At 67.7% G+C, this 22052-nt stretch carries 25 protein-coding genes; 16 read left to right on the top strand and 9 right to left on the bottom strand.

Features of this window, described 5'->3' with window-relative positions:
- The first annotated feature begins 125 nt into the window (after positions 1–125).
- Positions 126–293, top strand: coding sequence for a hypothetical protein (locus QGG75_20130; protein ID MDP6069539.1), 168 nt, complete (start codon positions 126–128; stop codon positions 291–293).
- Between the two features lie 3 nt (positions 294–296).
- On the opposite strand, the gene QGG75_20125 is transcribed toward QGG75_20130, so the two are convergent.
- The 5 genes from QGG75_20125 to QGG75_20105 all read right to left on the bottom strand — a co-directional run bounded on the left by QGG75_20125 (position 297) and on the right by QGG75_20105 (position 3702).
- Positions 297–905 (bottom strand): TetR family transcriptional regulator, encoded by a 609-nt coding sequence (locus tag QGG75_20125; GenBank protein ID MDP6069538.1) that lies wholly within the window; start codon positions 903–905, stop codon positions 297–299.
- 104 nt (positions 906–1009) lie between these two features.
- Entirely contained in the window at positions 1010–1630 is a 621-nt protein-coding gene (locus QGG75_20120; protein ID MDP6069537.1) for a DsbA family protein, read from the bottom strand.
- Positions 1631–1673: 43 nt separating this feature from the next.
- A complete protein-coding gene (proC, locus tag QGG75_20115; GenBank protein MDP6069536.1) occupies positions 1674–2480 on the bottom strand; it encodes a pyrroline-5-carboxylate reductase in 807 nt (268 codons plus the stop codon).
- Positions 2481–2483: 3 nt separating this feature from the next.
- Positions 2484–2987, bottom strand: coding sequence for a YbjN domain-containing protein (locus QGG75_20110; GenBank protein ID MDP6069535.1), 504 nt, complete (start codon positions 2985–2987; stop codon positions 2484–2486).
- Positions 2988–3156: 169 nt separating this feature from the next.
- The gene (locus tag QGG75_20105; GenBank protein ID MDP6069534.1) at positions 3157–3702 is read right to left on the bottom strand and encodes an accessory factor UbiK family protein; all 546 of its coding nucleotides are present in this window, start codon (positions 3700–3702) and stop codon (positions 3157–3159) included.
- Between the two features lie 413 nt (positions 3703–4115).
- Here QGG75_20105 and lgt point away from each other — a divergent pair, with 413 nt between their 5' ends.
- The 13 genes from lgt (at position 4116) to QGG75_20040 (ending at position 14987) form a co-directional block, all read left to right on the top strand.
- Positions 4116–4919: a prolipoprotein diacylglyceryl transferase gene (gene lgt / locus QGG75_20100; GenBank protein ID MDP6069533.1), complete on the top strand. Its 804-nt coding sequence runs from the start codon at positions 4116–4118 to the stop codon at positions 4917–4919.
- A complete protein-coding gene (locus tag QGG75_20095) occupies positions 4903–6063 on the top strand; it encodes an SAM-dependent methyltransferase (GenBank protein MDP6069532.1) in 1161 nt (386 codons plus the stop codon). Before lgt ends, QGG75_20095 begins: the two co-directional genes overlap by 17 nt.
- A complete protein-coding gene (gene pgeF / locus QGG75_20090; protein ID MDP6069531.1) occupies positions 6060–6821 on the top strand; it encodes a peptidoglycan editing factor PgeF in 762 nt (253 codons plus the stop codon). The genes QGG75_20095 and pgeF overlap by 4 nt, the downstream gene beginning before the upstream one ends.
- 5 nt (positions 6822–6826) lie before the next feature.
- On the top strand, positions 6827–7978 hold the full coding sequence (locus QGG75_20085; GenBank protein MDP6069530.1) for a Xaa-Pro peptidase family protein: 1152 nt from the start codon (positions 6827–6829) through the stop codon (positions 7976–7978).
- 211 nt (positions 7979–8189) lie between these two features.
- On the top strand, positions 8190–9122 hold the full coding sequence (locus tag QGG75_20080) for a ribose-phosphate pyrophosphokinase (GenBank protein ID MDP6069529.1): 933 nt from the start codon (positions 8190–8192) through the stop codon (positions 9120–9122).
- 185 nt (positions 9123–9307) lie between these two features.
- The gene (locus tag QGG75_20075; GenBank protein ID MDP6069528.1) at positions 9308–10027 is read left to right on the top strand and encodes a 50S ribosomal protein L25/general stress protein Ctc; all 720 of its coding nucleotides are present in this window, start codon (positions 9308–9310) and stop codon (positions 10025–10027) included.
- A gap of 8 nt (positions 10028–10035) precedes the next feature.
- A complete protein-coding gene (pth, locus tag QGG75_20070; GenBank protein ID MDP6069527.1) occupies positions 10036–10644 on the top strand; it encodes an aminoacyl-tRNA hydrolase in 609 nt (202 codons plus the stop codon).
- A 6-nt stretch (positions 10645–10650) separates the two neighbouring features.
- Positions 10651–11751: a redox-regulated ATPase YchF gene (gene ychF, locus QGG75_20065; GenBank protein MDP6069526.1), complete on the top strand. Its 1101-nt coding sequence runs from the start codon at positions 10651–10653 to the stop codon at positions 11749–11751.
- A gap of 323 nt (positions 11752–12074) precedes the next feature.
- Entirely contained in the window at positions 12075–12899 is an 825-nt protein-coding gene (gene pyrF, locus QGG75_20060) for an orotidine-5'-phosphate decarboxylase (GenBank protein ID MDP6069525.1), read from the top strand.
- A 23-nt stretch (positions 12900–12922) separates the two neighbouring features.
- The gene (locus QGG75_20055; protein ID MDP6069524.1) at positions 12923–13366 is read left to right on the top strand and encodes a MaoC family dehydratase; all 444 of its coding nucleotides are present in this window, start codon (positions 12923–12925) and stop codon (positions 13364–13366) included.
- Between the two features lie 22 nt (positions 13367–13388).
- The gene (locus QGG75_20050; protein ID MDP6069523.1) at positions 13389–14333 is read left to right on the top strand and encodes a DMT family transporter; all 945 of its coding nucleotides are present in this window, start codon (positions 13389–13391) and stop codon (positions 14331–14333) included.
- A 60-nt stretch (positions 14334–14393) separates the two neighbouring features.
- Complete coding sequence (locus QGG75_20045; protein MDP6069522.1) at positions 14394–14633, top strand: AbrB/MazE/SpoVT family DNA-binding domain-containing protein; 240 nt, start codon at positions 14394–14396, stop codon at positions 14631–14633.
- A gap of 6 nt (positions 14634–14639) precedes the next feature.
- Positions 14640–14987, top strand: a complete 348-nt coding sequence (locus QGG75_20040) for a type II toxin-antitoxin system PemK/MazF family toxin (protein MDP6069521.1) — start codon at positions 14640–14642, stop codon at positions 14985–14987.
- Between the two features lie 6 nt (positions 14988–14993).
- Here the strand turns inward: QGG75_20040 and QGG75_20035 are convergent, their stop codons facing one another.
- Genes QGG75_20035 through QGG75_20025 form a run of 3 tightly spaced genes read right to left on the bottom strand, consistent with a single transcriptional unit; the run spans position 14994 to position 17319 of the window.
- Positions 14994–15158, bottom strand: a complete 165-nt coding sequence (locus QGG75_20035) for a hypothetical protein (GenBank protein MDP6069520.1) — start codon at positions 15156–15158, stop codon at positions 14994–14996.
- Positions 15155–16090, bottom strand: a complete 936-nt coding sequence (locus QGG75_20030) for a 2-dehydropantoate 2-reductase (protein MDP6069519.1) — start codon at positions 16088–16090, stop codon at positions 15155–15157. The genes QGG75_20035 and QGG75_20030 overlap by 4 nt, the downstream gene beginning before the upstream one ends.
- Positions 16091–16116: 26 nt before the next feature.
- On the bottom strand, positions 16117–17319 hold the full coding sequence (locus tag QGG75_20025) for a pyridoxal phosphate-dependent aminotransferase (protein MDP6069518.1): 1203 nt from the start codon (positions 17317–17319) through the stop codon (positions 16117–16119).
- A 176-nt stretch (positions 17320–17495) separates the two neighbouring features.
- Between QGG75_20025 and QGG75_20020 the strand changes: the two genes are divergently transcribed.
- Positions 17496–19145, top strand: coding sequence for a hypothetical protein (locus QGG75_20020; protein ID MDP6069517.1), 1650 nt, complete (start codon positions 17496–17498; stop codon positions 19143–19145).
- Between the two features lie 298 nt (positions 19146–19443).
- Positions 19444–21564, top strand: a complete 2121-nt coding sequence (gene uvrB, locus QGG75_20015) for an excinuclease ABC subunit UvrB (protein ID MDP6069516.1) — start codon at positions 19444–19446, stop codon at positions 21562–21564.
- Between the two features lie 157 nt (positions 21565–21721).
- On the opposite strand, the gene QGG75_20010 is transcribed toward uvrB, so the two are convergent.
- Positions 21722–22052: hypothetical protein (locus QGG75_20010; protein ID MDP6069515.1), on the bottom strand; the 331-nt coding region annotated here is incomplete at its 5' end.

Here is a 22052-nt window from a genome sequence, read left to right as displayed (position 1 = left end):
GGCCACCGGCGCCGGAGACTATTCTGCACCACCGGCCCGTTCCGGCCTTCGCTGTTGATGGGCTGCGGCCGAACCGGGCCTCAGAACGGATGGCAAACAGACTAACATAGGATATGGTACAAACCTTGGGGGCAGGTCAGGGCAAGATCGACGCCGAGGGCAACTTGGAGATCGATAGCTCGGTGGCCGACTTCGAGGGCACCCTCGACCTCGCCTCGGGCACGGGCAAGGGCAAGTGGACGGCGTTTTCCTACGGCTGCCGGGGCTCGTTCAAGGTGGGCAAGGCGGAATAGCGATCAAGCGGCCTCGGGTTCCTCCTCCCTGGCGCCGCGGCGGCCGGGCAACAACCTCGTGGCCAACCATTCGGCACGGTCGAGCTGCTTGTCGAGGTGCGCCATGGTGGCCGCCATGTCCTCGCTTTCGTCTTTCAGCCAGACCCGCACCGTGCCGGCCATGACGGCCGCCAGGCCGGCGCGCCGCAGCGCCCCGCAGGGGCCGCTCGAGCCGATGCCGGCGGCCTCCAGCATCCAGCCCAGCGAGCGCCGGTAGGCCAGGCCCGAGCAGGCCAGCATCAAGGGATCGCCGACGCCGCCCCGCAGGATGGCGGCGACGCCCTCCTTGTAGGGCCCGAGTGCATCGAAACGCCGCATGACGACCTCGAAGAGGCGGTCGCGTGCTTCGGCCTCGGGCTCGGCCGCACCGTCGGCCAGCATGGCCTGGTCGATGCGCTGCAAAAATTGCGTCAGCACCGCCGCCTTGCCCGGCACCGCCTGGTAGACCTGGGCCAGCTCGAGTCCGGCCTGGCCGGCGATGTCGGCCATGCCCGTCTGGCGCCAGCCCTGGGCCGCGGCCAGGCTCAGTGCGGCCTCGACGATACGGCCGGGGATGTCGGTTTTGCGCGCCATGTGATGCTCCTGCCCAAGCGAATCTCGTGGATTCCCCATGATAGCAGGAATCGGCGTCGTCACCCAGCCGCGGTCGGATCTGCCAATAACGCTTGGCCCACGGTTCAGGGCCAGTCGCCGGCGTAGGGCTGGCGCAAGGCCCGCTCGACCTGGGCCAAATGATCCTGGCCGTAGAACATGTCGCCGTCGACGAAATAGGTGGGCGAGCCGAAGACCGAACGCCGGATGGCTTCCTCGGTGTTGGCCTCGTATGTGGCCTGCACGGCCGGTGAGGTGGCGGCCCGCAGCAGCGGCTCGGGATCCAGGCCCAGTCTCCGGGCCAGTGCCGCCAGCGTCGCGGCATCGGCCAGATCGGCATCGTCGCGCCAGTGGGCCTCGAGCATGGCATGGGCCAACCGGTCGACCACCAGCCCCTCGGTCAGCCCGGCGATCAGCATGCCGTTGGCCAGCCTGGTGTCGTTGGCATGGTGGGTCGGTATGCCGTCCATCACCGGCGCCTGGCGTTCCTCAGACCAGCGCTGGATCTCGCGGCCGAAGAAATAGGCCCGGTGGCCGGTGCTGCGGTTGCCAAAGGGCACGGCGCTGACGCTCTCGACCACCCGCCCCAGGTCCATCGGCCGGTGCACGATGGCGCGGCCGGCAGTCTCGGCGATTTTCATGAAAGCGGCCGAGCCGAGATAGGCGAAGGCGGAATGGGCGGAGTAGAAATATTCGATTTCAGGCATGCCATGCCTCCCTCGGGTGCGAGAGGTGTTGAATGGTTTGGGGTTACCCCGCCAACTCGCGCGAACGCCGGGTGGCCGCCGCCACTGCCCGGGTCATCAGGGGCTGCAATCCGTCCCCGGCCATCAGCACCTCGAGCGCCGCCGCCGTGGTGCCGCCGGGGCTGGTAACGTTTTGGCGCAACTGCGTTGCCGACTCGTCGGCCAGTCGGGCCAGCTCGCCGGCACCGCTGACGGTGGCCTGGGCCAGCCTGAGCGCCAGACCGGCCTCCAAGCCGGCCGCCGCCGCAGCCTCCGCCAGCGTCTCGATGAGCAGGAAAACATACGCCGGGCCGCTCCCCGAGGTGGCCGTGACGGCATCCATCAGGCCCTCGTCCTCGACCCAGGCGATCTCGCCGACGGCGCTCATGAGCTGGCCACACAGCTGGCGCCCGGCTTGCGTGACGGCGGCGTTGGCAGACAGCACCGTGATGCCTCGGCCCACCGCCGCCGGGGTGTTGGGCATGGCCCGCACGATGGCTGTCTGGGCGCTGAAGATCCTTTCGAAATAGCCGATGGTCTTGCCGGCGGCGATCGACAGCACCAAGCCCCCAGCCACAGCGTCGCGTCCGGCCAGCGGCGCCAGGGCTTGGTCCATGGTCTGGGGCTTGACGGCCACGACGGTAACGGCCGGGGTGAAGTCGACGGGCAGGGCCGCGGCTTCGCTGACGGTGGTGACATCCGCCGACACTTCTGCCAGCGGCTCGATGACCGTGATCTCGTCCGCCGCCATGCCCTGGTCGAGCCAGCCTGCCAGCAGGGCGCCGCCCATCTTGCCGCAACCCACCAGCAGCAGCGGGCCAGTACCGGACACGCCTCAGGCCTCGCCCACCGTCTCGAGCATGGCCGAGGCCAGGGCGTCCTCCGGCCCCTTGCCGCCCCAGAGCAAAAACATGAAGGCGGGAAAAAACCGTTCGCACTCGGTCAGCGCAATCTCGACCAGCGCCTCGATCTGGTTGCGCGCCGCCTCGGAGCACTCGCCCATGAACTGGGTGTGGCGGAACATCAACACGCCGTCATCGGGACAGAGATCGAAATGCCCCAGCCAAAGCCGCACGTTGACCCGGGCCAGCAGCGCGCAGGCTTCCTCGAAGCGGTGTGCCGCGACCTTCATGTCGAACGAGCAGCTGACCTGCAGGCTGGAGATGTCCTCGCGCCAGACGAACCACAGCTGATAGCGGTTCCAGTGGCCGTCGACCCCGGCCGCCAACTCCTCCTCGCTGGGCCGGTCATAGGGCCAGGAGTTGGCGTGGGCGAACTGCTCGACCAGATCGAGCGGGTTGCCAATGTCGACAGCGGCGGTTTCGAGTTGCGCGCTCATGCCCGGAAGGCCCCTCCTCATCCCCCGCCCGGCCCCAACATCTAGTATGGCAGGGACGCCGAGACACTATGGGCTGTAGGTTGCCAAACTCGGGACTCGGACGCAAGCACCCATTTCGCCGGCCGCGAAGAAACTTGGGGATAAGATTTGCGGCCGCTCAGCGGGCCGCTCAGCGGCTTTTTTTGGCCGGGGCCTTCTTGGCGGCGGTTTTCCTGGCCGGGGCCTTCTTGGCGGCGGCTTTCCTGGCCGGGGCCTTCTTGGCGGCGGCTTTCCTGGCCGGGGCCTTCTTGGCGGCGGCTTTCCTGGCCGGAGCCTTCTTGGCGGCGGCTTTCCTGGCCGGAGCCTTCTTGGCGGCGGCTTTCTTGGCCGGAGCCTTCTTGGCGGCGGCTTTCTTGGCCGGAGCCTTCTTGGCGGCGGCTCTCTTGGCCGGAGCCTTCTTGGTGGCAGCCTTCTTGGCCGGCGCCTTTTTCCTCCCTGTGGCTTTTTCCAGAACCGCCAGGCGCTTGGCCTGGGCCTCGTTCTCCTGGCGCGCCCGGGCCGCCATCTCGCGCACGGCTTCGAATTCCTCGCGCGTCACCAGGTCCATGCTGTTGAGGATGCGCTCGAACTGCTCGCGCAGGCGCTGCTCCATTTCCTCGCGCACGCCTTGCAGGGTGCCCAGCGTGCTGGTGGCGACGCGCGCCAGGTCGTCGAGGAGCTTGTTGGTGGGTTTCATGATGGCTGTCCGTTGAGAGGGCCCACAGGGGCCACAGGGACCACAGGGATCAAAGGGCGATCGAATTGCCGCCAATATGGGGCGCTGGCGGACCGGCCGCAAGTCTAGCCCGCATTTCTCACCGGGTCATGGCCTGCGCGTCGCTGTCGCGCCGACAGGGTAGGAGCGCAGCAAAGCGCGATGTGGGACATCGGGCAAGCAGCGTGACGCACCCTGTCGGTGCGACAGCGACGCCCGAAGGGTCGCGCCCAGGTGCGCGCCCGCTACGTCAAAGACCGAAGCGCGTAGTACCACTACGCTCTTCGGTCTTTTCCTTGCGGATCACATCACCTGGGGGCTTTGCTGCCCGTGACCCGGTGAGAAATACGGGCTTGCGCTTGCCGCCAGGCGGTGGCCGTGCCAAAAACCCGGGCATGCTTGCCGCCGCCCTCGCCCTGATCCCCTATCCCAGCATCGACCCGGTGCTGGTCTCCTTCGGGCCGCTGGCCATCCGCTGGTACGGCCTGGCCTACGTCGCCGGCCTGATGCTGGGCTGGCGCTGGATGCTGGCCCAGAGCCGCCGGTCGGGCGCCGCCATGACGGCCGGCCAGGTCGATGACTTTCTCGTCTGGGCGGCCATCGGCGTGGTGCTGGGCGGACGCCTGGGCTACGCGCTTTTCTATCGCCCCGACTTCTATCTGGCCCATCCCCTCGAGGCGCTCAAGCTGTGGCAGGGCGGCATGTCCTTCCACGGCGGCCTGCTCGGCGTCATGGTGGCCATGATACTGTTTGCCCGGCGCCGCGGCGTGGCCCTTTTGGGGCTTTCGGACATGGTCTCCGGGGCGGTGCCGATCGGGCTTTTCTTCGGCCGCCTGGCCAACTTCATCAATGCCGAGCTGGTGGGCCGGCCCAGCGACGTGCCCTGGGCCATGATCTTTCCCGGTGCCGGCTCGCGGCCACGCCACCCCAGCCAGCTTTACGAGGCGGCGCTCGAGGGCGTGGTGCTGTTCGGCCTGCTGTGGTGGCTGGCGCGGCGCATCGAAGCCGGCCGGCGGCCGGGACTGATCACCGGCGCCTTTCTCGTGGGCTACGCCCTGGCCCGCTTCCTGGTCGAGTTTTTCCGCCAACCCGACGCCCATCTGGGTTTGCTGGCGCTGGGCGCCACCATGGGCCAGTGGCTGTCGCTGCCGGCGCTGCTCTTTGGCCTGGTCCTGATCGTCCGTGCCCGAAGCAGCTGAAGCGGCCGGGCTGGGCCGCCACCTCGCCAACCTGATCGCCAGCGAAGGCGCCATCGGCATCGACCGCTACATGGCCGAGGCGCTGGGCAATCCGCGCTGGGGCTATTACATGACCCGCGATCCCTTCGGACTGCAGGGCGACTTCATCACGGCACCGGAGGTGTCGCAGATGTTCGGCGAGCTGATCGGGCTGTGGTGCGCCGAGCTGTGGCGGCAAATGGGCGCGCCGGCCGAGTTCCACCTGGTCGAGATCGGCCCCGGCCGCGGTACCCTGATGGCCGACGCGCTGAGGGCCGGACGCCTGGTGCCGCCCTTCCTCACCGCGGCGCGCCTGCATCTGGTGGAAACCAGCCCGGTGCTGCGCACTCTTCAAGGGACTGCGCTGGCGGACCACCAGGTGAGCTGGCACCAGCACTTCAACGAGGTGCCGCCGGGGCCGGCCATCGTGGTGGCCAACGAGCTTTTCGACGCCCTGCCCATCCGCCAGTTCGAGCGCACCATCGAGGGCTGGCGCGAACGCCTGGTCAGCCTGGGACCGGACGGCGGGCTGCGCTTCGTGCGCGCCGCCCAGCCCTCGCCGGCCCAGGCCCTGATCCCGGAGGCCGTGCAAGGGGCGCCGCTGGGCAGCGTGGCCGAGATCTCGCCGGCCTCGATCAACCTTGCCCGCGACCTGGCTGAGCGCCTGCTGGCCCCAGGTGGCGAGGGCGGCGGCGGCGCCCTGATCGTCGACTATGGCAGCGACGAAAGCCGGCCCCGCGACACCCTGCAGGCGGTCATCGGCCACCACAGCCACCCCGTGCTGGAGGCCCCCGGCAGCGCCGATCTTTGCGCCCACGTCGACTTCGCCCAGCTCGCCCGCACGGCCCGGGAATGCGGCGCCCAGGTGCATGGCCCGACCGGCCAGGGCGCGTTTCTCGAGCGCCTGGGCATCGGGGAACGCGCCGCCCGGCTGAAAGCCGGTGCCGGCGCCGCCCAGGCCCAGGACATCGAGGCGGCGCTGGCCCGCCTCACCGACCCGGGCCAGATGGGCAGCCACTTCCGGGTGCTGGCGCTGACGCAGCCCGGGGCGCCCGAGCCGGCCGGGTTCGCCGATCCCGACGGGGGCGGCGGGGGCGGTGGGGGCGACGGGGGCGGCGCGGCATGATCGAGGCAAGATCCCTGACCCTCGAGGGCCTCAGGCATGGCTTTTTCAGCCGTGATGGCGGCGTCTCGAGGCCGCCCTACGACAGCCTCAACTGCGGCTTGGGCTCGGCCGATGCGGCCGAGGCCGTAAGCGAGAACCGGCAGCGCGCCATGGCCCGGCTCGGTCTGGCGGCCGAGCAACTGACGACCGTCTACCAGGTCCACGGCACGGACGTCGTCACGGTCGAAGCCCCTTGGGCGGCGGCTGCCAGCCCCCAGGCCGATGCCCTGGTGACCCGGCAACCGGGCATCGCCCTCGGCGTGCTGACCGCCGATTGCGCGCCCGTGCTGCTGGCCGACGCCGAGGCCGGCGTCGTCGCCGCGGCCCATGCCGGCTGGCGCGGCGCCCTGGCCGGTATCGTCAGCGCGACGATCGAGCGCATGGGCGAGCTCGGCGCCCGCCCGGCCGCCACCCGGGCCGCAGTCGGCCCCTGCATCGGCCAGGATTCGTACCAAGTGGGCCCCGAGTTCCCCGCCGCTTTTGTTGCCGCCGACGCGGCCAACGAGCGCTTCTTCGTGGCCGGCGCTGGAGAAAAATTCCACTTCGACCTCGAGGGCTTCGTGGTGGCGGAACTGGCCGCCGCCGGCGTCGGCCACGTCGAGGCCCTGGCGCTGGACACCTGTGCCGACGGCGAGCGCTTTTTCAGCTACCGTCGAAGCCGGCAGCAAAGCGAAGAAGACTACGGCCGCCTGCTTTCGGCCATCGCGCTGGAGGAATAAGAATAATGCCGCTGCATTTCACCAAGCAGGAATTCGCCACCCGCCGCCTGGCCGCCCGCCAGGCCATGAACGAGCGCGGCCTCGAGGCGCTGCTCATGTTCCGCCAGGAAAGCATGTACTATCTCACAGGCTACGACACCTTCGGCTACGTCTTCTTCCAGTGCCTGGTGCTGACCGCCGAGGGCGCCCTGACGCTACTGACGCGCGCGCCGGACCTGCGCCAGGCCCGCCACACCTCGGATATCGAAGACGTGCGCGTCTGGGTCGACGGCGAAGGCAGCGATCCGGCCCATGAGCTCTTGCGCATCGTCGAGGAACACGGCCTCGGCGGCCAGCGGATCGGCATCGAGCTCGAGGCCTACGGCCTCACCGGACGGAGCTGGGAAGGCCTGCGCCACGCCCTCGAGGGGCGCTCTGCCTGGTGCGATGCCTCCGACCTGGTGAGCCGCTTGCGCCTGGTCAAGAGCGAGGCCGAACTGGCCTACGTCGGGCGCGCCGCCGAGTTGGCCGACGAGGCCCTCGAGGCGGCCCGCCAGACCACCCGGGCCGGGGCCCAGGAGGGCCACATCCTGGCCGCCATGCAGGGCGCCGTTTTCCGGGGCGGCGGCGATTATCCGGCCAACCGCTTCGTCATCGGCTCGGGCCCGGGCGCCCTGATGTGCCGCTATTTCAGCGGCCGGCGCCAATTGGCCGACGACGACCAGTTGACCCTGGAGTTCGCCGGCGTCTATCGCCACTACCATGCCTGCCTGATGCGGACCATACGCGTCGGCGAGCCGCCGCCGGAGCAGGTTCGCATGGTCGAGGCCTGCGCCGAAGCCCTCGAGGCGGCCCAGGCGGCGCTGCGGCCCGGCCGGGCCATGGGCGAAGTCTTCTCGGCCCAGGCGGCAAGCCTCGATGCCGCCGGATTCAAAGCCCAGCGCCTGAATGCCTGCGGCTACAGCCTGGGCACCACCTTCGAGCCCAACTGGATGGACTGGCCCATGTTTTATGCCGGCAACCCGGTGAAATTGGCGCCGGGTCAGGTGTTTTTCCTGCACATGATCCTGTTTGACGACGACAGCGGATTGGCGGCTACGCTGGGCGAAACCGTGCTGGTCAGCGAGACGGGCTGCCGCCGGCTGAACCGGGCGCCGCTGGATTTGATCGTCAACTAGCTTCACCAGGACTACGCCGCATGCCTTATGCCGTGTTTTTCATCGTGCTGTTGCTGCTGGGCTTACTGTCGACGTGTTTTTTCTGACTCTGACTGCGGTTCGGCCGAACCGCCGCATAGGTCGTTTACAGCTTCCCGCCGCCCTGCTAGATTCCGCCCACCGCGAGGGTGATCGCGGCCTCCCGCAGCCGCCCGTTTAGGGAAGCATCGCCATGAAAGTGGTAGCCGGCAACAGCAACAGACCGCTTGCCGAGGCCATCGCGGCCAGCCTCAACATGCCGCTCACCAAGGCCAGCGTGCGGCGCTTTTCGGACATGGAGGTGTTCGTCGAGATCCACGAGAACGTGCGTGGCGAAGACACCTTCGTGATCCAGTCGACGTCCTACCCGGCGAACGACAATTTGATGGAGGTGCTGGTCTGCATCGACGCCCTGAAGCGGGCCTCGGCGCGCCGCATCACCGCCGTCATCCCCTACTTCGGCTATGCCCGGCAGGACCGCAAACCGGGGCCCCGGACGCCCATATCGGCCAAGCTGGTGGCCAACCTGATCACCATGGCCGGGGCCGACCGGGTGCTGACGCTGGACCTGCACGCCGGCCAGATCCAGGGCTTCTTCGACATTCCCACGGACAACCTGTTTTCCGCCCCGGTGTTCGACAAGGACATTTCCGAACAATACGACGGCGACAACCTGATGTTCGTCTCGCCCGACGTCGGCGGCGTGATACGCGCCCGGGGCCTGGCCAAGCGGCTTGACGCCGACCTCGCAATCATAGATAAGCGGCGCGAGCAGGCCGGTGTCTCCGAGGTCATGAACGTGATCGGCGACGTCACCGGCCGCCACTGCGTGATCGTCGACGACATCGTCGATTCCGCGGGCACGCTTTGCAACGCCGCCGAGGCGCTCATGGAGTGCGGCGCCGAATCGGTTTCGGCCTACGTCACTCACGGTGTGCTTTCCGGCGGCGCGGTGGCGCGCGTGGCCGCCTCGCAACTGGAGACGCTGGTCACCACGGACAGCATTCTGGCGACCGAGGCCGTCAGGGTGTCGCACAATATCCGGCGGATCTCGATCGCCCCCCTGATCGCCGATGCCATGAGCCGCATCAGCGAGGAGCGCTCGGTTTCCAGCCTGTTTCACTGAGCCGGGCGCGAGCCCGGCGCGAGATGTGCCACTAAGCCGGGCGCGAGCCCGGCGCGAGATGTACCACTGAGCGCGGGCGCGAGCCCGGCGCCAGATGTATCACCGAGCGCGGGCACGAGCCCGGCGCCAGATGTATCACCGAGCGCGGGCTCAGACCCCGGCGCCGCATGCGAGGAGAATGAGGGATGGCCGAAATCGCCACACTGGCAGCCGAGCCCAAGGAGAGCACCGGCAAGGGTGCGGCCCGGGCCATGCGCCGCAAGGGCCGCGTACCCGCCATCATCTATGGCGGCGAGGCGGAGCCGCTGATGGTTTCCGTCGATTTCCGCGAACTGCTCCGCGAGATCGAGCGCGGCGGCTTTGCCAACCGGCTCTACGACGTCGCCGTGGCCGGTGCCAACGAGCGCGTGCTGCCCCGCGAAATCCAGCTCCACCCCGTGAACGACGCGCCGCTCCACGTCGATTTCCTCAGGCTGGCGGCCGATGCCCGCATCTCCATCATGGTGCCGACGGTGTTCATCGACGAAGAGGAATCGCCCGGCATCAAGCGCGGCGGCGTGCTCAACGTGGTGCGCCACGAGATCGAATTCTGGTGCCGCGCCGACGCCATCCCCGAGACCATCACGATCAGCCTGGAAGGCCTGGACATCGGCGATTCCATCCACATCGAGGAAATCGACCTGCCCGAGGGCGTCAGCCCGACCATCAGCGACCGCAACTTCACGATCGCCACGGTGGCGGCGCCGACCGTGGTGCTTGACGAGTTGGCCGAAGCCGCGGCTGCCGCCGAGGAAGAAGAGGGCCTGGAAGGCGAAGAGGGCCTGGAAGGCGAAGAGGGCGTCGAAGGCGAAGAGGGCGAAGGCGCCGAGGGCGGCGAGACGGACGGCGAGGCCAGCGAGGAATAATCCCACCCATGCTGCTCCTGGTCGGCCTCGGCAACCCGGGCACAAAACATCGAAACAACCGCCACAACATCGGCTACATGGCGCTCGACCGGTTGGTCGAGCGCTATTCCTTCGGGCCCTGGCGGCGCCGCTTCCAGGGCCAGGTGGCCGATGGCCGGCTGGGCGGCCGCCGCGCCATGGCACTGAAACCCGAGACCTACATGAACCTTTCCGGCCAGTCCGTCGGCGCCGCGGCGCGTTATTTTCACGTCCAGGGCAACGACCTCGTGGTCTTTCACGACGAGATCGACCTAGCGCCGGGCAAGATCCGGGTCAAGCTGGGCGGCGGCACCGCCGGCCACAACGGCCTGCGCAGCATCGACAGCCACATCGGTCCCGATTTTCGCCGCGTCCGACTGGGCGTCGGCCATCCCGGCAACAAGGCCCAGGTCGAGCGCTACGTGCTGCGCAACTTCCCCAAGCGCGACCGGGGCTGGCTCGAGCCCCTGCTCGACGCCGTGGTGGCGGCCGCCGAACATCTGGCCGAGGACGACGATTCCGGGTTCACCACCAAGGTGGCGCTGCTGCTGCAGCCGCCCAAGCCGAGCAAACCCGCGCCGGCCGACACCCCGGACTAGGCGCGGATGGGCTTCACCTGCGGCATCGTCGGCCTGCCCAACGTCGGCAAGTCGACGCTCTTCAACGCCCTTACCGCCAGCGCCGCGGCCGAGGCGGCGAATTATCCCTTTTGCACCATCGAGCCCAACCAGGGCCGGGTACCGGTGCCTGACGATCGTCTGCGCCAGGTCGCCGAGCTGGCGGGATCGGCGCGCACGCTGCCCACCTACCTCGAGTTCCTCGACATCGCCGGCCTGGTGCGCGGCGCCAGCACCGGCGAGGGCCTGGGCAACCAGTTCCTCGGCCAGATCCGCCAGGTCGACGCCGTGGTCCACGTGCTCAGGTGCTTCGAAGACACCGATATCGCCCACGTCGAGGATCGTATCGATCCGGTGGCCGACGCCGAGATCGTCGAGACCGAGCTTTTGCTGGCCGATCTGGAAAGCCTCGAGCGCCGTGTGCCGTTGCGCGAAAAGCAGGCCCGCGGTGGCGACCGTGAGGCCGCGGCGAGGCTCGAGGTGATGCAGCCGGCGCTCGAGCTTTTGCGCGCTGGCCGGCCGGCCCGCGAGCTGGAGCCGGCGGCCGACCGGCGGCCGATCTTCAAGTCGCTGCATCTGCTGACCGCCAAGCCGGTGCTTTACGTCTGCAACGTCGACGAGGCCACGGCGCTCTCCGGCAATGGCCATGCCGCCCTGCTGCGCCAAAAGGCCGAGGCCGAGGGCGCCCAGGTGGTGCACATCTCGGCCGCCCTGGAAGCCGACATCGCGGCGCTGGACGACGCCGCCGAGCGGGCCGAATTCCTGGCCGAGGCCGGGCTCGCGGAATCCGGCCTCAACCAGGTGGTGCGGGCCGGCTATCGGCTCTTGGACCTCATCACCTTCTTCACCGCCGGGCCCAAGGAAGCCCGTGCCGAGACGCTCAAGCGGGGCTCCCTGGCGCCCCAGGCGGCGGGCCAGGTGCACAGCGACATGGAACGCGGCTTCATCCGCGCCGAAACCATCGCCTTTGACGACTACCTGGCCTTTGGTGGCGAACTTGGCGCCCGCGACGCCGGCCGCATGCGCTCGGAAGGCCGCGACTACGTGGTTGCCGACGGCGACGTGTTTTTGTTTCGCTTTAATGTCTGAGGCGCGCCCCGCAGAGCCATTACATCCTTGGCGTCCTTTGGCTTTTGCATATTCCCCTCCCCGTTTGATGGCTAAGGTATGCACACGTCTTTGAGTGTCCAGCCACTTGAAGCATGGAGAATTGACCACAGAGGCACAGAGACACAGAGATTCAGAGAAGAATCCCAGCGGATCAGCCTGCACTTCCTCTGTACCTCCGTGCCTCTGTGGTTAATCTACAGGACCGTTCCACAGCCTGGCTGATGCGGGCTAGCCTCTGATGGGGGAGAGCAGGGATGGGGTGGAGCGGCAATTCCTGTCGATCCCGTTAGCGGAGAAAGCCCATGGCAGCCTTTGCCCAACGCCTGCGAAAAATCGCCGCCGAGACATCGACGCTGTGTCTCGGCCTCGACCCCTCGCCGGCGCTGCTGGCCGCCTGGGAGCTGCCCGACAGCGCCGCCGGCGCCCATGATTTCTGCCGCCGCGCTCTCGAGGCGGCCCAGGGCGCCATCGCCATCGTCAAGCCCCAGGCCGCCTTTTTCGAACGCTTCGGCGCCGCCGGCGTGGCCGTGCTGGATGATGTGGTGGCCGAGATCGGCGAGCGCGGCCAGATCTCGATCGTCGATTGCAAGCGCGGCGACGTGGCCCACACCATGGTGGCCTACTGCCAGGCGCTGCGGGGCGACGCCATGACGCTGAGCGCCTACTTGGGCTTCGCGGCGCTGCACGATGGGCTCGACGAACTGCTGGCCAAGTCGGCCGGCGCCTTCGTCGTCGTGCGTTCCTCCAACCCCGAAGGCTCGGACCTGCAACGCGCCCGCCTGGAAAGCGGTGCCAGCGTGGCCGAACACCTGGCCGACGAGATCACGTCATATAACCGGGACAAGGCGGGAACGGGGCTGGGCCCCATCGGCGCCGTCATCGGGGCCACCTTGGAGGACGAAGCCTTGGCCCTGGTCGAGCGCCTGCCGCTATCCTACATTCTGGCCCCTGGCGTGGGCGCCCAGGGTGCCACGCTCGGCGATCTGCAAAGCCGCTTCGCCGGGCACCTTGGGCGCCTGATACCGACGGCCAGCCGCTCGCTGGTCGGACCGGGGCCGGACGTCGAGGCCATGCGCCAGGCCATGAAGGCCGCCGCCGAGGAATGGCGGCGGCTGCAAGAAATCTGATCGGGAGAACCAAGTTGGGCGGAATGTTTTTCGAGGATTTCGAGGTCGGCCGCACCTATCGCTTCGGCCAGCGCACGGTGACCCAGGACGAGTTGATCGCCTTCGCCCGGGAATTCGATCCCCAGCCCTTCCACATCGATCCCGAGGCGGCCAAGCGGTCCCACTTCGGCGGCCTCATCGCCAGCGGCTGGCACACGGTATCGATCTGCATGCGCCACATCATCGACGACCTCTACGGCCAAGACGCGGGCTCGATCGGCGCCTCGGGTATCGACGAGCTGCGCTGGCCGGTGGCCGTGCGGCCCGGCGACACGCTCAACTTCTGGCTCGAGGTCATGGAATCCAAGATCTCCGAACGCCGCCCCGACCGCGGCCGCCTGGTGCTCAAGTACGCCGCCGACAACCAACACGGCGAGACCGTCGTGAGTATGCTGAGTACGGTCTACTTCCTGCGCCGCGAGGCCTGAGGCGGGCGCCTGGGCGCCGCCCATGACCATCCCCGCCCGCCTGGCCTACCTCGCCGTCTTCATCGGCGTGCTGGGCCACGCCTCGTCGGAGTTTTTCGCCGTGCTCTCGGGCATCTCGGGGCCCGAGGTCTCGGTCTGGCGCTATCTCTTCGGCGGCGCCGGGCTGATCGCCGTGGCCCTCGTCCTCGAAGGTCCGCGCCGCCTGCTGGAGCCCTTGTCCAGCCACGCCTGGCCGCTGATCGGCACTTCGCTGATCGGCGTCTCGGGGGCCTATCTCGCTTTCCACTGGGCGCTCGATTTCGCCAGCGTCATCCAGGTGGCGACGCTGGTCACGACCATCCCCATCTTCGTCGGCCTGGCCAACCTGGTGGCCAACCGCCTGCCCATCTCGGGCCTCAAGATGGCCACCGGGGCCTGCGCCGTCGGCGGCCTGGCGCTGCTCATCACCGACGGCGCCATGGAGCGTTTGCTGGGCGGCTCGGACAGTCTGATCGGCATCGGCCTCGGCATCCTCTGCGCCGCCCTGGTGGCGGGCTACGCCGTGGCCATCAAGCCCATCATCGCGCTTTACGGCGCCATGCGCACGACGGCGCTATCGCTGGCCATCGGCGGTCTCGGCCTCTGGCTCGGCGTCGGCCTGGCCTTCGCCGTCTGGGTCGATCCCACGACGCTTTTCCAGCGCCCCGCCGTGGCCTGGGGCTCGATCCTGGCGCTGGCACTATGGAACACCACCATCACCCAGTTCCTCTGGATCGGCGGCCTGGCGGCGGCCGCCGACATGACGCGCGCGAGTTATCTCTTCTTCCTCAAGCCGGTCATCGCCGCCGGCCTGGCGCTCGGCCTGCTGGGCGACGAGCTATCGCTGCTGCAGGCCGCCGCCATGCTGGTGGTCATGGCCTCGGTGCTGGTCGAGGTGTTTTGGCCGCGGTTTGGGAGGCGGCCGGAAGGGGGCGCAAGCGGAAATTAGATTGACTAGCCAACAACACCGCGTATATACATTGTATCGTCGTGGCAAAAAGGGTTCAGCATGAAAACCGCCATCGCGAAATGGGGCAACAGCCTTGCCGTAAGGCTGCCACGACATTTGACTGAGGGCGTTAATCTTTCCGAGGGCAGCCCCGTCGAGATCCGGGTCGAGGGCCAAAACCTGCTCATCTGCGCGACACGGCCACGACAAAAGCTCAGCGACCTGCTGCGAAAGCACCAGGCGAGCCAGCAACACGACGAGGTCGATTGGGGCCAGCCGAAGGGCGACGAGGCCTGGTAGGGGCAAATGGCGGCCGCCTACCAGCCCGAGCGCGGGCACTTCGTCCATCTCGATTTCACACCCCACGCCGGCACCGAACAGGCCGGCCGACGGCCTGCCCTCGTGATCTCGCTCCAGACCTACAACATCGCCACCGGGCTTATGCTCGCCTGCCCCATCACCAACCAATTGAAGGGCAGCCCCTTCGAAGTGCAAATCCCCCCCGGCGCCAAAATCAGCGGCGCCGTCCTGGCCAATCAAATGCGAAGCCTGGACTGGCTGGCCCGCAACACCGGCTTCCATAGCGAGGCGCCGCGGGATCTGGTTTTGCAGGTGATCGCCATCGTCGAGGCCATCATCATCGATCCCGAATAGCGCGGGCTAGAGCTGGGACCGCGGCTTTGCCCTTAGCGCCGTCGCCAGTCCCAGGGCATAGCCGGCAAAACTCCCCTTCAACACGGCATTGTTGAGCAGCATGGTGGCGGCCAGGCTGCCGTCGGCCTCGTGTCTGGTGTTGCGGGGAAGGCGGCTCTTGCGCTCCTTCAACCCAACGCCCCGTCCTTATAGGGCTTGAGCGCCGCATAAATAGTCCGATGCACCGGCACGTCGATGCCGTGGGCCGCGGCCAGGCGTACCACGGTGCCGCTGAGGCCCTCGATCTCGATGCGCCGGCCGGCGTCGAAATCCTGCAGCATCGAGGGTTTGACTTGGGCCGGGAACTTGTCCAGCAGGTCCATCTGCGCCGCCAGGAAATCGGCCGGGAAGCTGGCGCCCTCGGCCTCGCCCACCGCCACCACCTCGGCCAGGGCTGCGGCCACGGTGGCGCGCAGGTCGGGATCATTGAGGATCTCGCCCGAGGGCCGGCGCGCCAGGGTCGAGACGCCGGCGTGAGAGGCGATCATGACGAATTTTTGCCACAGCACGTCGCCGATGGCGGGCGACAGCGTGGCCTCGATGCCGGCGGTCTCGACGGCCTTTAGTAGGGCTTCGGCGCGTGAACTGCGGCTGCCGTCGGGCTCGCCGAAGACCAGGCGAGCGAAGCCGCCGGCGTGGCGGATGACGCCGGGGCGCTCAACGGCGGCGGGGATGAAGGCGACGCCGGGCATAACCCGGCCCGGGCCGATGACGGCGGCGATGCGGGCTTCTGATTCGATGCCGTTCTGGAAGGGGACGACGGCGGTATCGGGGGCCATCAGCGGCGCCAGCATGGCCGCCGCGGCCTCGGTGTCCCAGTGCTTGACCATGAACAGCACGAAATCGACGGGGCCGATCTCGGCACCATCGTCGCTGGCCCGCACCGGCGCGATGGTGGCGTCGCCCAGCGGGCTGAGGATTTGCAGCCCGTCGGCTTGCAGGGCCTCGAGCTGTGCCCCGCGGGCGATAAAACCGACCCCCAGGCCGGCCGCCGCCAGACGGCCGCCGAAATAGCCGCCGATGGCGCCGGCCCCCATCACGGCGAAGCTGGGGCCTGCGGCCATGCCTCCGCTCCGCCGGCCCGCCGGCCTCAGACCAGCGCCGCGCAGGCCCGCTGGATGCGCTTGCAGGCTTCCTCCAGCGCCTCGGTCGAGGTGGCGTAGGAGATGCGGAAATAAGGCTCCAGCCCGAAGGCCGCACCCTGCACCGCCGCCACGCCCTCGCTCTCCAGCAGGTAGGTGACGAAATCGCCGTCGTTGGCGATGACGTTGCCCTCGGGGGTCTTCTTGCCCATCAGTTCGGCGCAACTTGGGTAGACATAAAACGCCCCCTCGGGGCTCAGGCAACTGAGGCCCGTGGCCTGGTTGAGCATGCCGACGACGAGGTCGCGGCGCTGGCGGAAGGTTTCCACCCAGTCGGCGAGAAAGTCCTGTGTGCCGTTCAGGGCCTCGACGGCCGCGGCCTGGCTGATCGAGCTGGTGTGGGTGGTGCTTTGCGACTGGATCTTGGCCATGGCCTTGATGACCTCGACCGGGCCGCCGGCATAGCCCACGCGCCAGCCGGTCATGGCGTAGGCTTTCGATACCCCGTTCAGCGTCAGCGTGCGTTGGTATAGCTCCGGCACCACCTGGGCCATGGTGGCGAATTCGAAGCCGTCGTAAATCAGGTGCTCGTAAATATCGTCGCTCATCACCCAGACCTGCGGGTGGTCGGCCAGCACGCCGCCCAGCGCCGCCAGCTCGGCCCGGCTGTAGGCGGCGCCGCTGGGGTTGGAAGGCGAGTTCAGCATCAGCCACTTGGTCTTTGGCGTAATCGCCGCCGCCAGGGCCTCGGGCGTCACCTTGAAGCCGCTTTCCTGGCTGCTGCCCACGATCACCGGCGTGCCGCCGGCCAGCAGCACGATGTCGGGATAGGAGACCCAGTAGGGCGCCGGAATGATGACCTCGTCGCCGGGATCGACGGTGGCCATGATGGCGTTATAAAGCACCTGCTTGCCGCCGCAGCCGACAGTGATCTGGTCGAGGCCGTAATCGAGGCCGTTTTCGCGCTTGAACTTGTCGGCGATGGCTTGGCGCAGGGCCGGCGTGCCGTTGACCGCGGTATAGTGGGTCTCGCCCTCGCGGATGGCTTTGATCGCGGCTTGCTTGACGTGGTCGGGGGTATCGAAGTCGGGCTCGCCGGCACCCAGGCTGATGACGTCGCGGCCCTGGGCGCGCAGCTCCTGGGCCTTGGCCGTGACGGCCAGGGTGGGTGACGGCTGGATGCGGTCGAGCGCGGCGGCGGTGATGGACATGAGGGGCCCCCGGTGGTGGCTTGAGCGGACGCGGGAGGCCAACCTAGCCCGCTTTTCCCGCCGGGTCACGGCGGTTTTGCCGGTGCCGCTTGCTGCTGGAAAAAATCGTTGGAAAATGTATGGTTAGGTGCCGTGGCCGGGGATCGGACGGCCTGACGAGCGGAGACCACGAGGGCATGGGGCTTTGGCCTGACTTTCTTTTCGGCGGCGTTCCTGGGCGCGCCTTGCTGCGCCCGGCCTGCGGCCTGGTGCTGCTGGGAGCCGGGGCCGGCTGCGTCGGCCAGTTGCCGCTGGAGGAGATGCCCGCGCACGCCACCGCGGCGGCCCATCAGGGCGTCGACTGGAGCCGCGCCAAGCCGGCCCGCATCATCGTTACCGAGTTCATCTTCGCGCACGGCGAGCCAAGCTTCAAAAAGGGCGTGCCCTACCGGCTGGAGCTGCGCAACACCGGCGAGGAAGCGCACATGTTCGAGGCCCGGGCCTTCTTCCGCTCGATCGCCGTGCGCGACGTGGAGATCGTCGAGACGGCCTCGATCGGCGGCCTCAAAGACCCCAACCGGGCCTGGAAGCCGGCCCCCGAGAGACTGCCCGAGGTCGGGCCCGAGGAGGAAGACGAGGCGGAGGGGAAGGACGGCAAGGGCAAAAAGGGCGGGAAGGCCAAGAAGGGCGGCAAGGCGAAGCCCGGCAAGGCCAAGGACGGCGATGCCAAGGACAGCGACGCCTTGTCGCTGGAGATCGACGACGACGATCTGAAGGAGGACGATGCCGAGGCCACAGGGGCGGCAAAATCCAAGGATGACGGCGCTGCGCTGAAGATCGACGACGACGACCTGAAGGAAGACGAAGCCGACCAAGATGCCAAGGACGGCGGCAATGACGAATCCGACGAAGCCGCCGACAAGGACGACGAAGCAAAGGACGACGATACCTTGGCCTTGGAGATCAAAGAGGAAGACGAAGACACCCTGAAGGTCGACGACGAGGGCCAAGGTGAAGACAACGGCCAAGACACCTTGAAAATCGACGACGAAGACGGGGACGAAGCCGACGAAGGCGAGGGCGGCGACGACGTGGCGCTAAAGGACGACGACGAGGCGCTGAAGGTCGACGACGACGAAGTGGAGTCCGAAGAAGGCGTCAAGGACGATGACGCCCTGGTACTCAAGATCGACGAAGACGAAACCGAGGCGGACGCCAAGGACGACGATGCCCTGGCGCTCAAGATCGACGACGACGAAGTGGAGTCCGACGAAGGCGCCAAGGACGACGACGCCCTAGCGCTCAAGACCGGCGACGAAGAAGACCAGGCCGAGGCCGACGCCAAGGACGACGACGCCGACCAAGATGCCAAGGACGACGACGCCCTAGCGCTCAAGACCGACGACGACGAAGACCAGGACGAGGCGGACGCCAAGGACGACGACGCCCTAGCGCTCAAGACCGACGAAGACCAAGCCGAGGCCGGCGGCACCCAGGTGGCGAAAGCCGCGCCGGTCATAAAGTTGCCCAGCCAGGGTGCCTTCGACGATGACGACGACCTGACCTTCGAGCGCACGCCGAGCCGGGCCAGCGACCTCGGGCCCGTGGCCAAGGATGAAGAAAAAAAGGAAGACGGCGAGAAGGGCGAAGAGGCCAGGGAGGAAAAGGCAGCCGCCCCGCAGCCGCCCCAGCCCTGGACCGCCATCACCGTCGAATACATCGTGGTGCCGTCCGGGCACTCGGCCTTCGTCTCCTTCGTGCCGGTACGCGAGGGCACCTACTGGCTGAGCTCGGGCAACCCGGTCTTCCTCACCCAGGGCATGTTCGACCGCCTGGTCATCGAATAGCCACTGCCCATAGCCGGCCCCCTATACCGGGGGCCCTTCCCGCCCTATATAGGGACCATGAGCATTAGCCCGCATCTCTCACCGGGTCACGGCCTGCGTCGCGTCCAGGCGCCGCGATACCAGGCCGAAGTCCGCGCGCGACCCTTTGGGCGGCACTGTCGCACCGACAGGGTGCGTCAAACCCCTTGCCCGATGCCCCCCATCGCGCGGCACGGATTTCCTTCCCTGTCGGTCCGACAGCGACGCGCAGGCCATGACCCGGTGAGAGATGCCGGCTAGCCAGGTCAGCGAAACCGTCATGGCACCGCGCCGCCCCGAAAAACTGGAGGGCGGCCGGCCGCTCGAACTGGTCTCGGACTACACGCCGTCCGGCGATCAGCCCGAGGCCATCGAGGCCCTGATCGGCGGCCTCGAGGCGGGCGAGCGCGACCAGGTGCTGCTCGGCGTCACCGGCTCGGGCAAGACCTTCACCATGGCCAACGTCATCGCCCGGGTGGACCGGCCGGCCCTGGTGCTGGCCCCCAACAAGACCCTGGCGGCCCAGCTTTACGGCGAGATGAAGGAGTTCTTCCCCAATAACGCGGTGGAGTACTTCGTCTCCTACTACGACTACTACCAGCCCGAGGCCTACGTCCCGCGCACCGACACATATATCGAAAAGGACGCCGCGATAAACGAGCAGATCGACCGCATGCGCCATGCCGCCACGCGCTCGCTGTTGGAGCGCGACGACGTCATCATCGTGGCCAGCGTCTCCTGCATCTACGGCATCGGCGACGTCGAGACCTACCAGGAAATGACCATTCCCCTGAAGGTCGGCGAGCGCATCGAGCGTGCAGCGCTGCTGCGTGGCCTGGTCGAGATCCACTACCGCCGCAACGATGCCAATTTCGTCCGCGGCACTTTTCGCGTGCGCGGCGATTCGGTGGAGATCTTCCCGGCGCATTTGGAGGACCGGGCCTGGCAGCTTAGCCTGTTCGGCGACGAGATCGAGCAGATCACCGAGTTCGACCCCCTGACCGGCGAGAAGACCGACCGCCTCGATTTCGTCAAGGTCTACGCCAACTCGCACTACGTCACGCCCAAGCCGACGCTGCAACAGGCGGCCAAGGGCATCAAGGCGGAGCTGGCCCAGCGCCTCGAGGAATTCCAGGCCCACGGCAAACTGCTGGAGGCCGAGCGCCTGGAGCAGCGCACCACCTTCGATCTGGAGATGATGATCACCACCGGCAGCTGCGCCGGCATCGAGAACTATTCGCGCTTTCTCACCGGCCGCCGGCCCGGCGAGCCGCCGCCGACGCTGATGGAGTACCTGCCGCGTTCGGCCCTCATCGTGGTCGACGAGAGCCACGTCACCGTGCCCCAATTGGGCGGCATGTTCCGCGGCGATTTCAAGCGCAAGACGACGCTTTCCGAATTCGGCTTCCGGCTGCCCAGTTGCGTCGACAACCGGCCGCTCAAGTTCGAGGAATGGGAGGCCATGCGGCCCCAGACCGTGTTCGTTTCGGCCACGCCCGGGCCCTGGGAGCTGGAACGCACCGCCGGCGTCATCATCGACCAGGTGATCCGGCCCACCGGCCTGATGGACCCGGTCTGCATCGTGCGCCCGGTGGAAAGCCAGGTCGACGACCTGCTGGCCGAATGCCGCGATGCGGCCGAGAGGGGCGAGCGCGTGCTGGTCACCACGCTGACCAAGCGCATGGCCGAGGACCTCACGGAATACCTGCACGAGGCCGGCATTCGGGTGCGCTATTTGCACTCCGACATCGACACGCTCGAGCGCATCGAGATCATCCGCGATCTCAGGCTCGGCGCCTTCGACGTGCTGATCGGCATCAACCTCTTGCGCGAGGGCCTGGACATCCCGGAATGCGCCCTGGTGGCCATTCTCGACGCCGACAAGGAAGGCTTCCTGCGCTCGCGCACCTCGCTGATCCAGACCATCGGCCGGGCGGCCCGCAATTTGGACGGCCGGGTGGTGCTCTATGCCGACAAGATGACGGCCAGCCTGGAGGGCGCGCTGGACGAGACCAACCGGCGGCGTGAGCGCCAGCAGGCCTACAACGCGGCCCACGGCATCACCCCGGAATCGATACGGACATCCATCTCCGACGTGCTGCAAAGCATCTCCGAGGCCGACTACGTCACCGTGGATACCGGCGACCATGAGACCCGCCACCTGATCGGCCATAATCTCGAGGCCTATTTGGCCGAGCTCGACGAGCGCATGCTGGCGGCCGCCGCCGAGCTCGAATTCGAAGAGGCGGCGCGCCTGCGCGACGAAATCAAGCGCCTGCGCGAGAGCGAGCTTGGCCTGGGCTCGCAGGGCCGCCTGAAGAAGGACCGACCGCGCTCCACCGGCGGCCGCGCCGGCAGCCGCAGCCGGCGCAGCAAGACCCACAACGTTAGGCGCCTGTGAGGCCTGTCAAGCTTGACAACAATCGCCGAGCCACCCGCTCCCAATAACCAGGCGGGGCGTATTTTTTGGCATAACTGTTTTCTTATGCTTGTGTCCCTGCCGGGGGTCGGCGGGTTCCGGCTTGGAGGGTAGGGTTTAGCCAGAGCTTGCGTTATGGTTAGCCCGCATCTCGCTGATCGGGCTGGGCCGGAACGGCATGAATGAAGGCGCCGCAATTCTCGCCATCGGCGATATCCACCTTGGTACGGCCTGTTCGGGCCTGCCTGACGAGATTGCCGCCCTGGGTCTCGACCCCAGTGAAGACGTCGCGCTCATGGGTGTCTACCCTCCAATTATGAGGGAATTTGCTGCTGATGTTGAGCCGGGGGTATGTGGTGAAGTCGCGCTTGCGACTTATCCACATATCCCCGGATTTCGCGATACCGGAGCTGGCGGGTGGAGAGGAGCGAGGGGTAGCCCTTGACCCCATGGCATGCGCCAGAAAGTTC

The organism is Alphaproteobacteria bacterium, from assembly GCA_030740435.1.
Classification (GTDB): domain Bacteria; phylum Pseudomonadota; class Alphaproteobacteria; order UBA2966; family UBA2966.
Note: the sequence above shows the minus strand (reverse complement) of the source record. Positions and strands in the feature narration are given on the sequence as shown.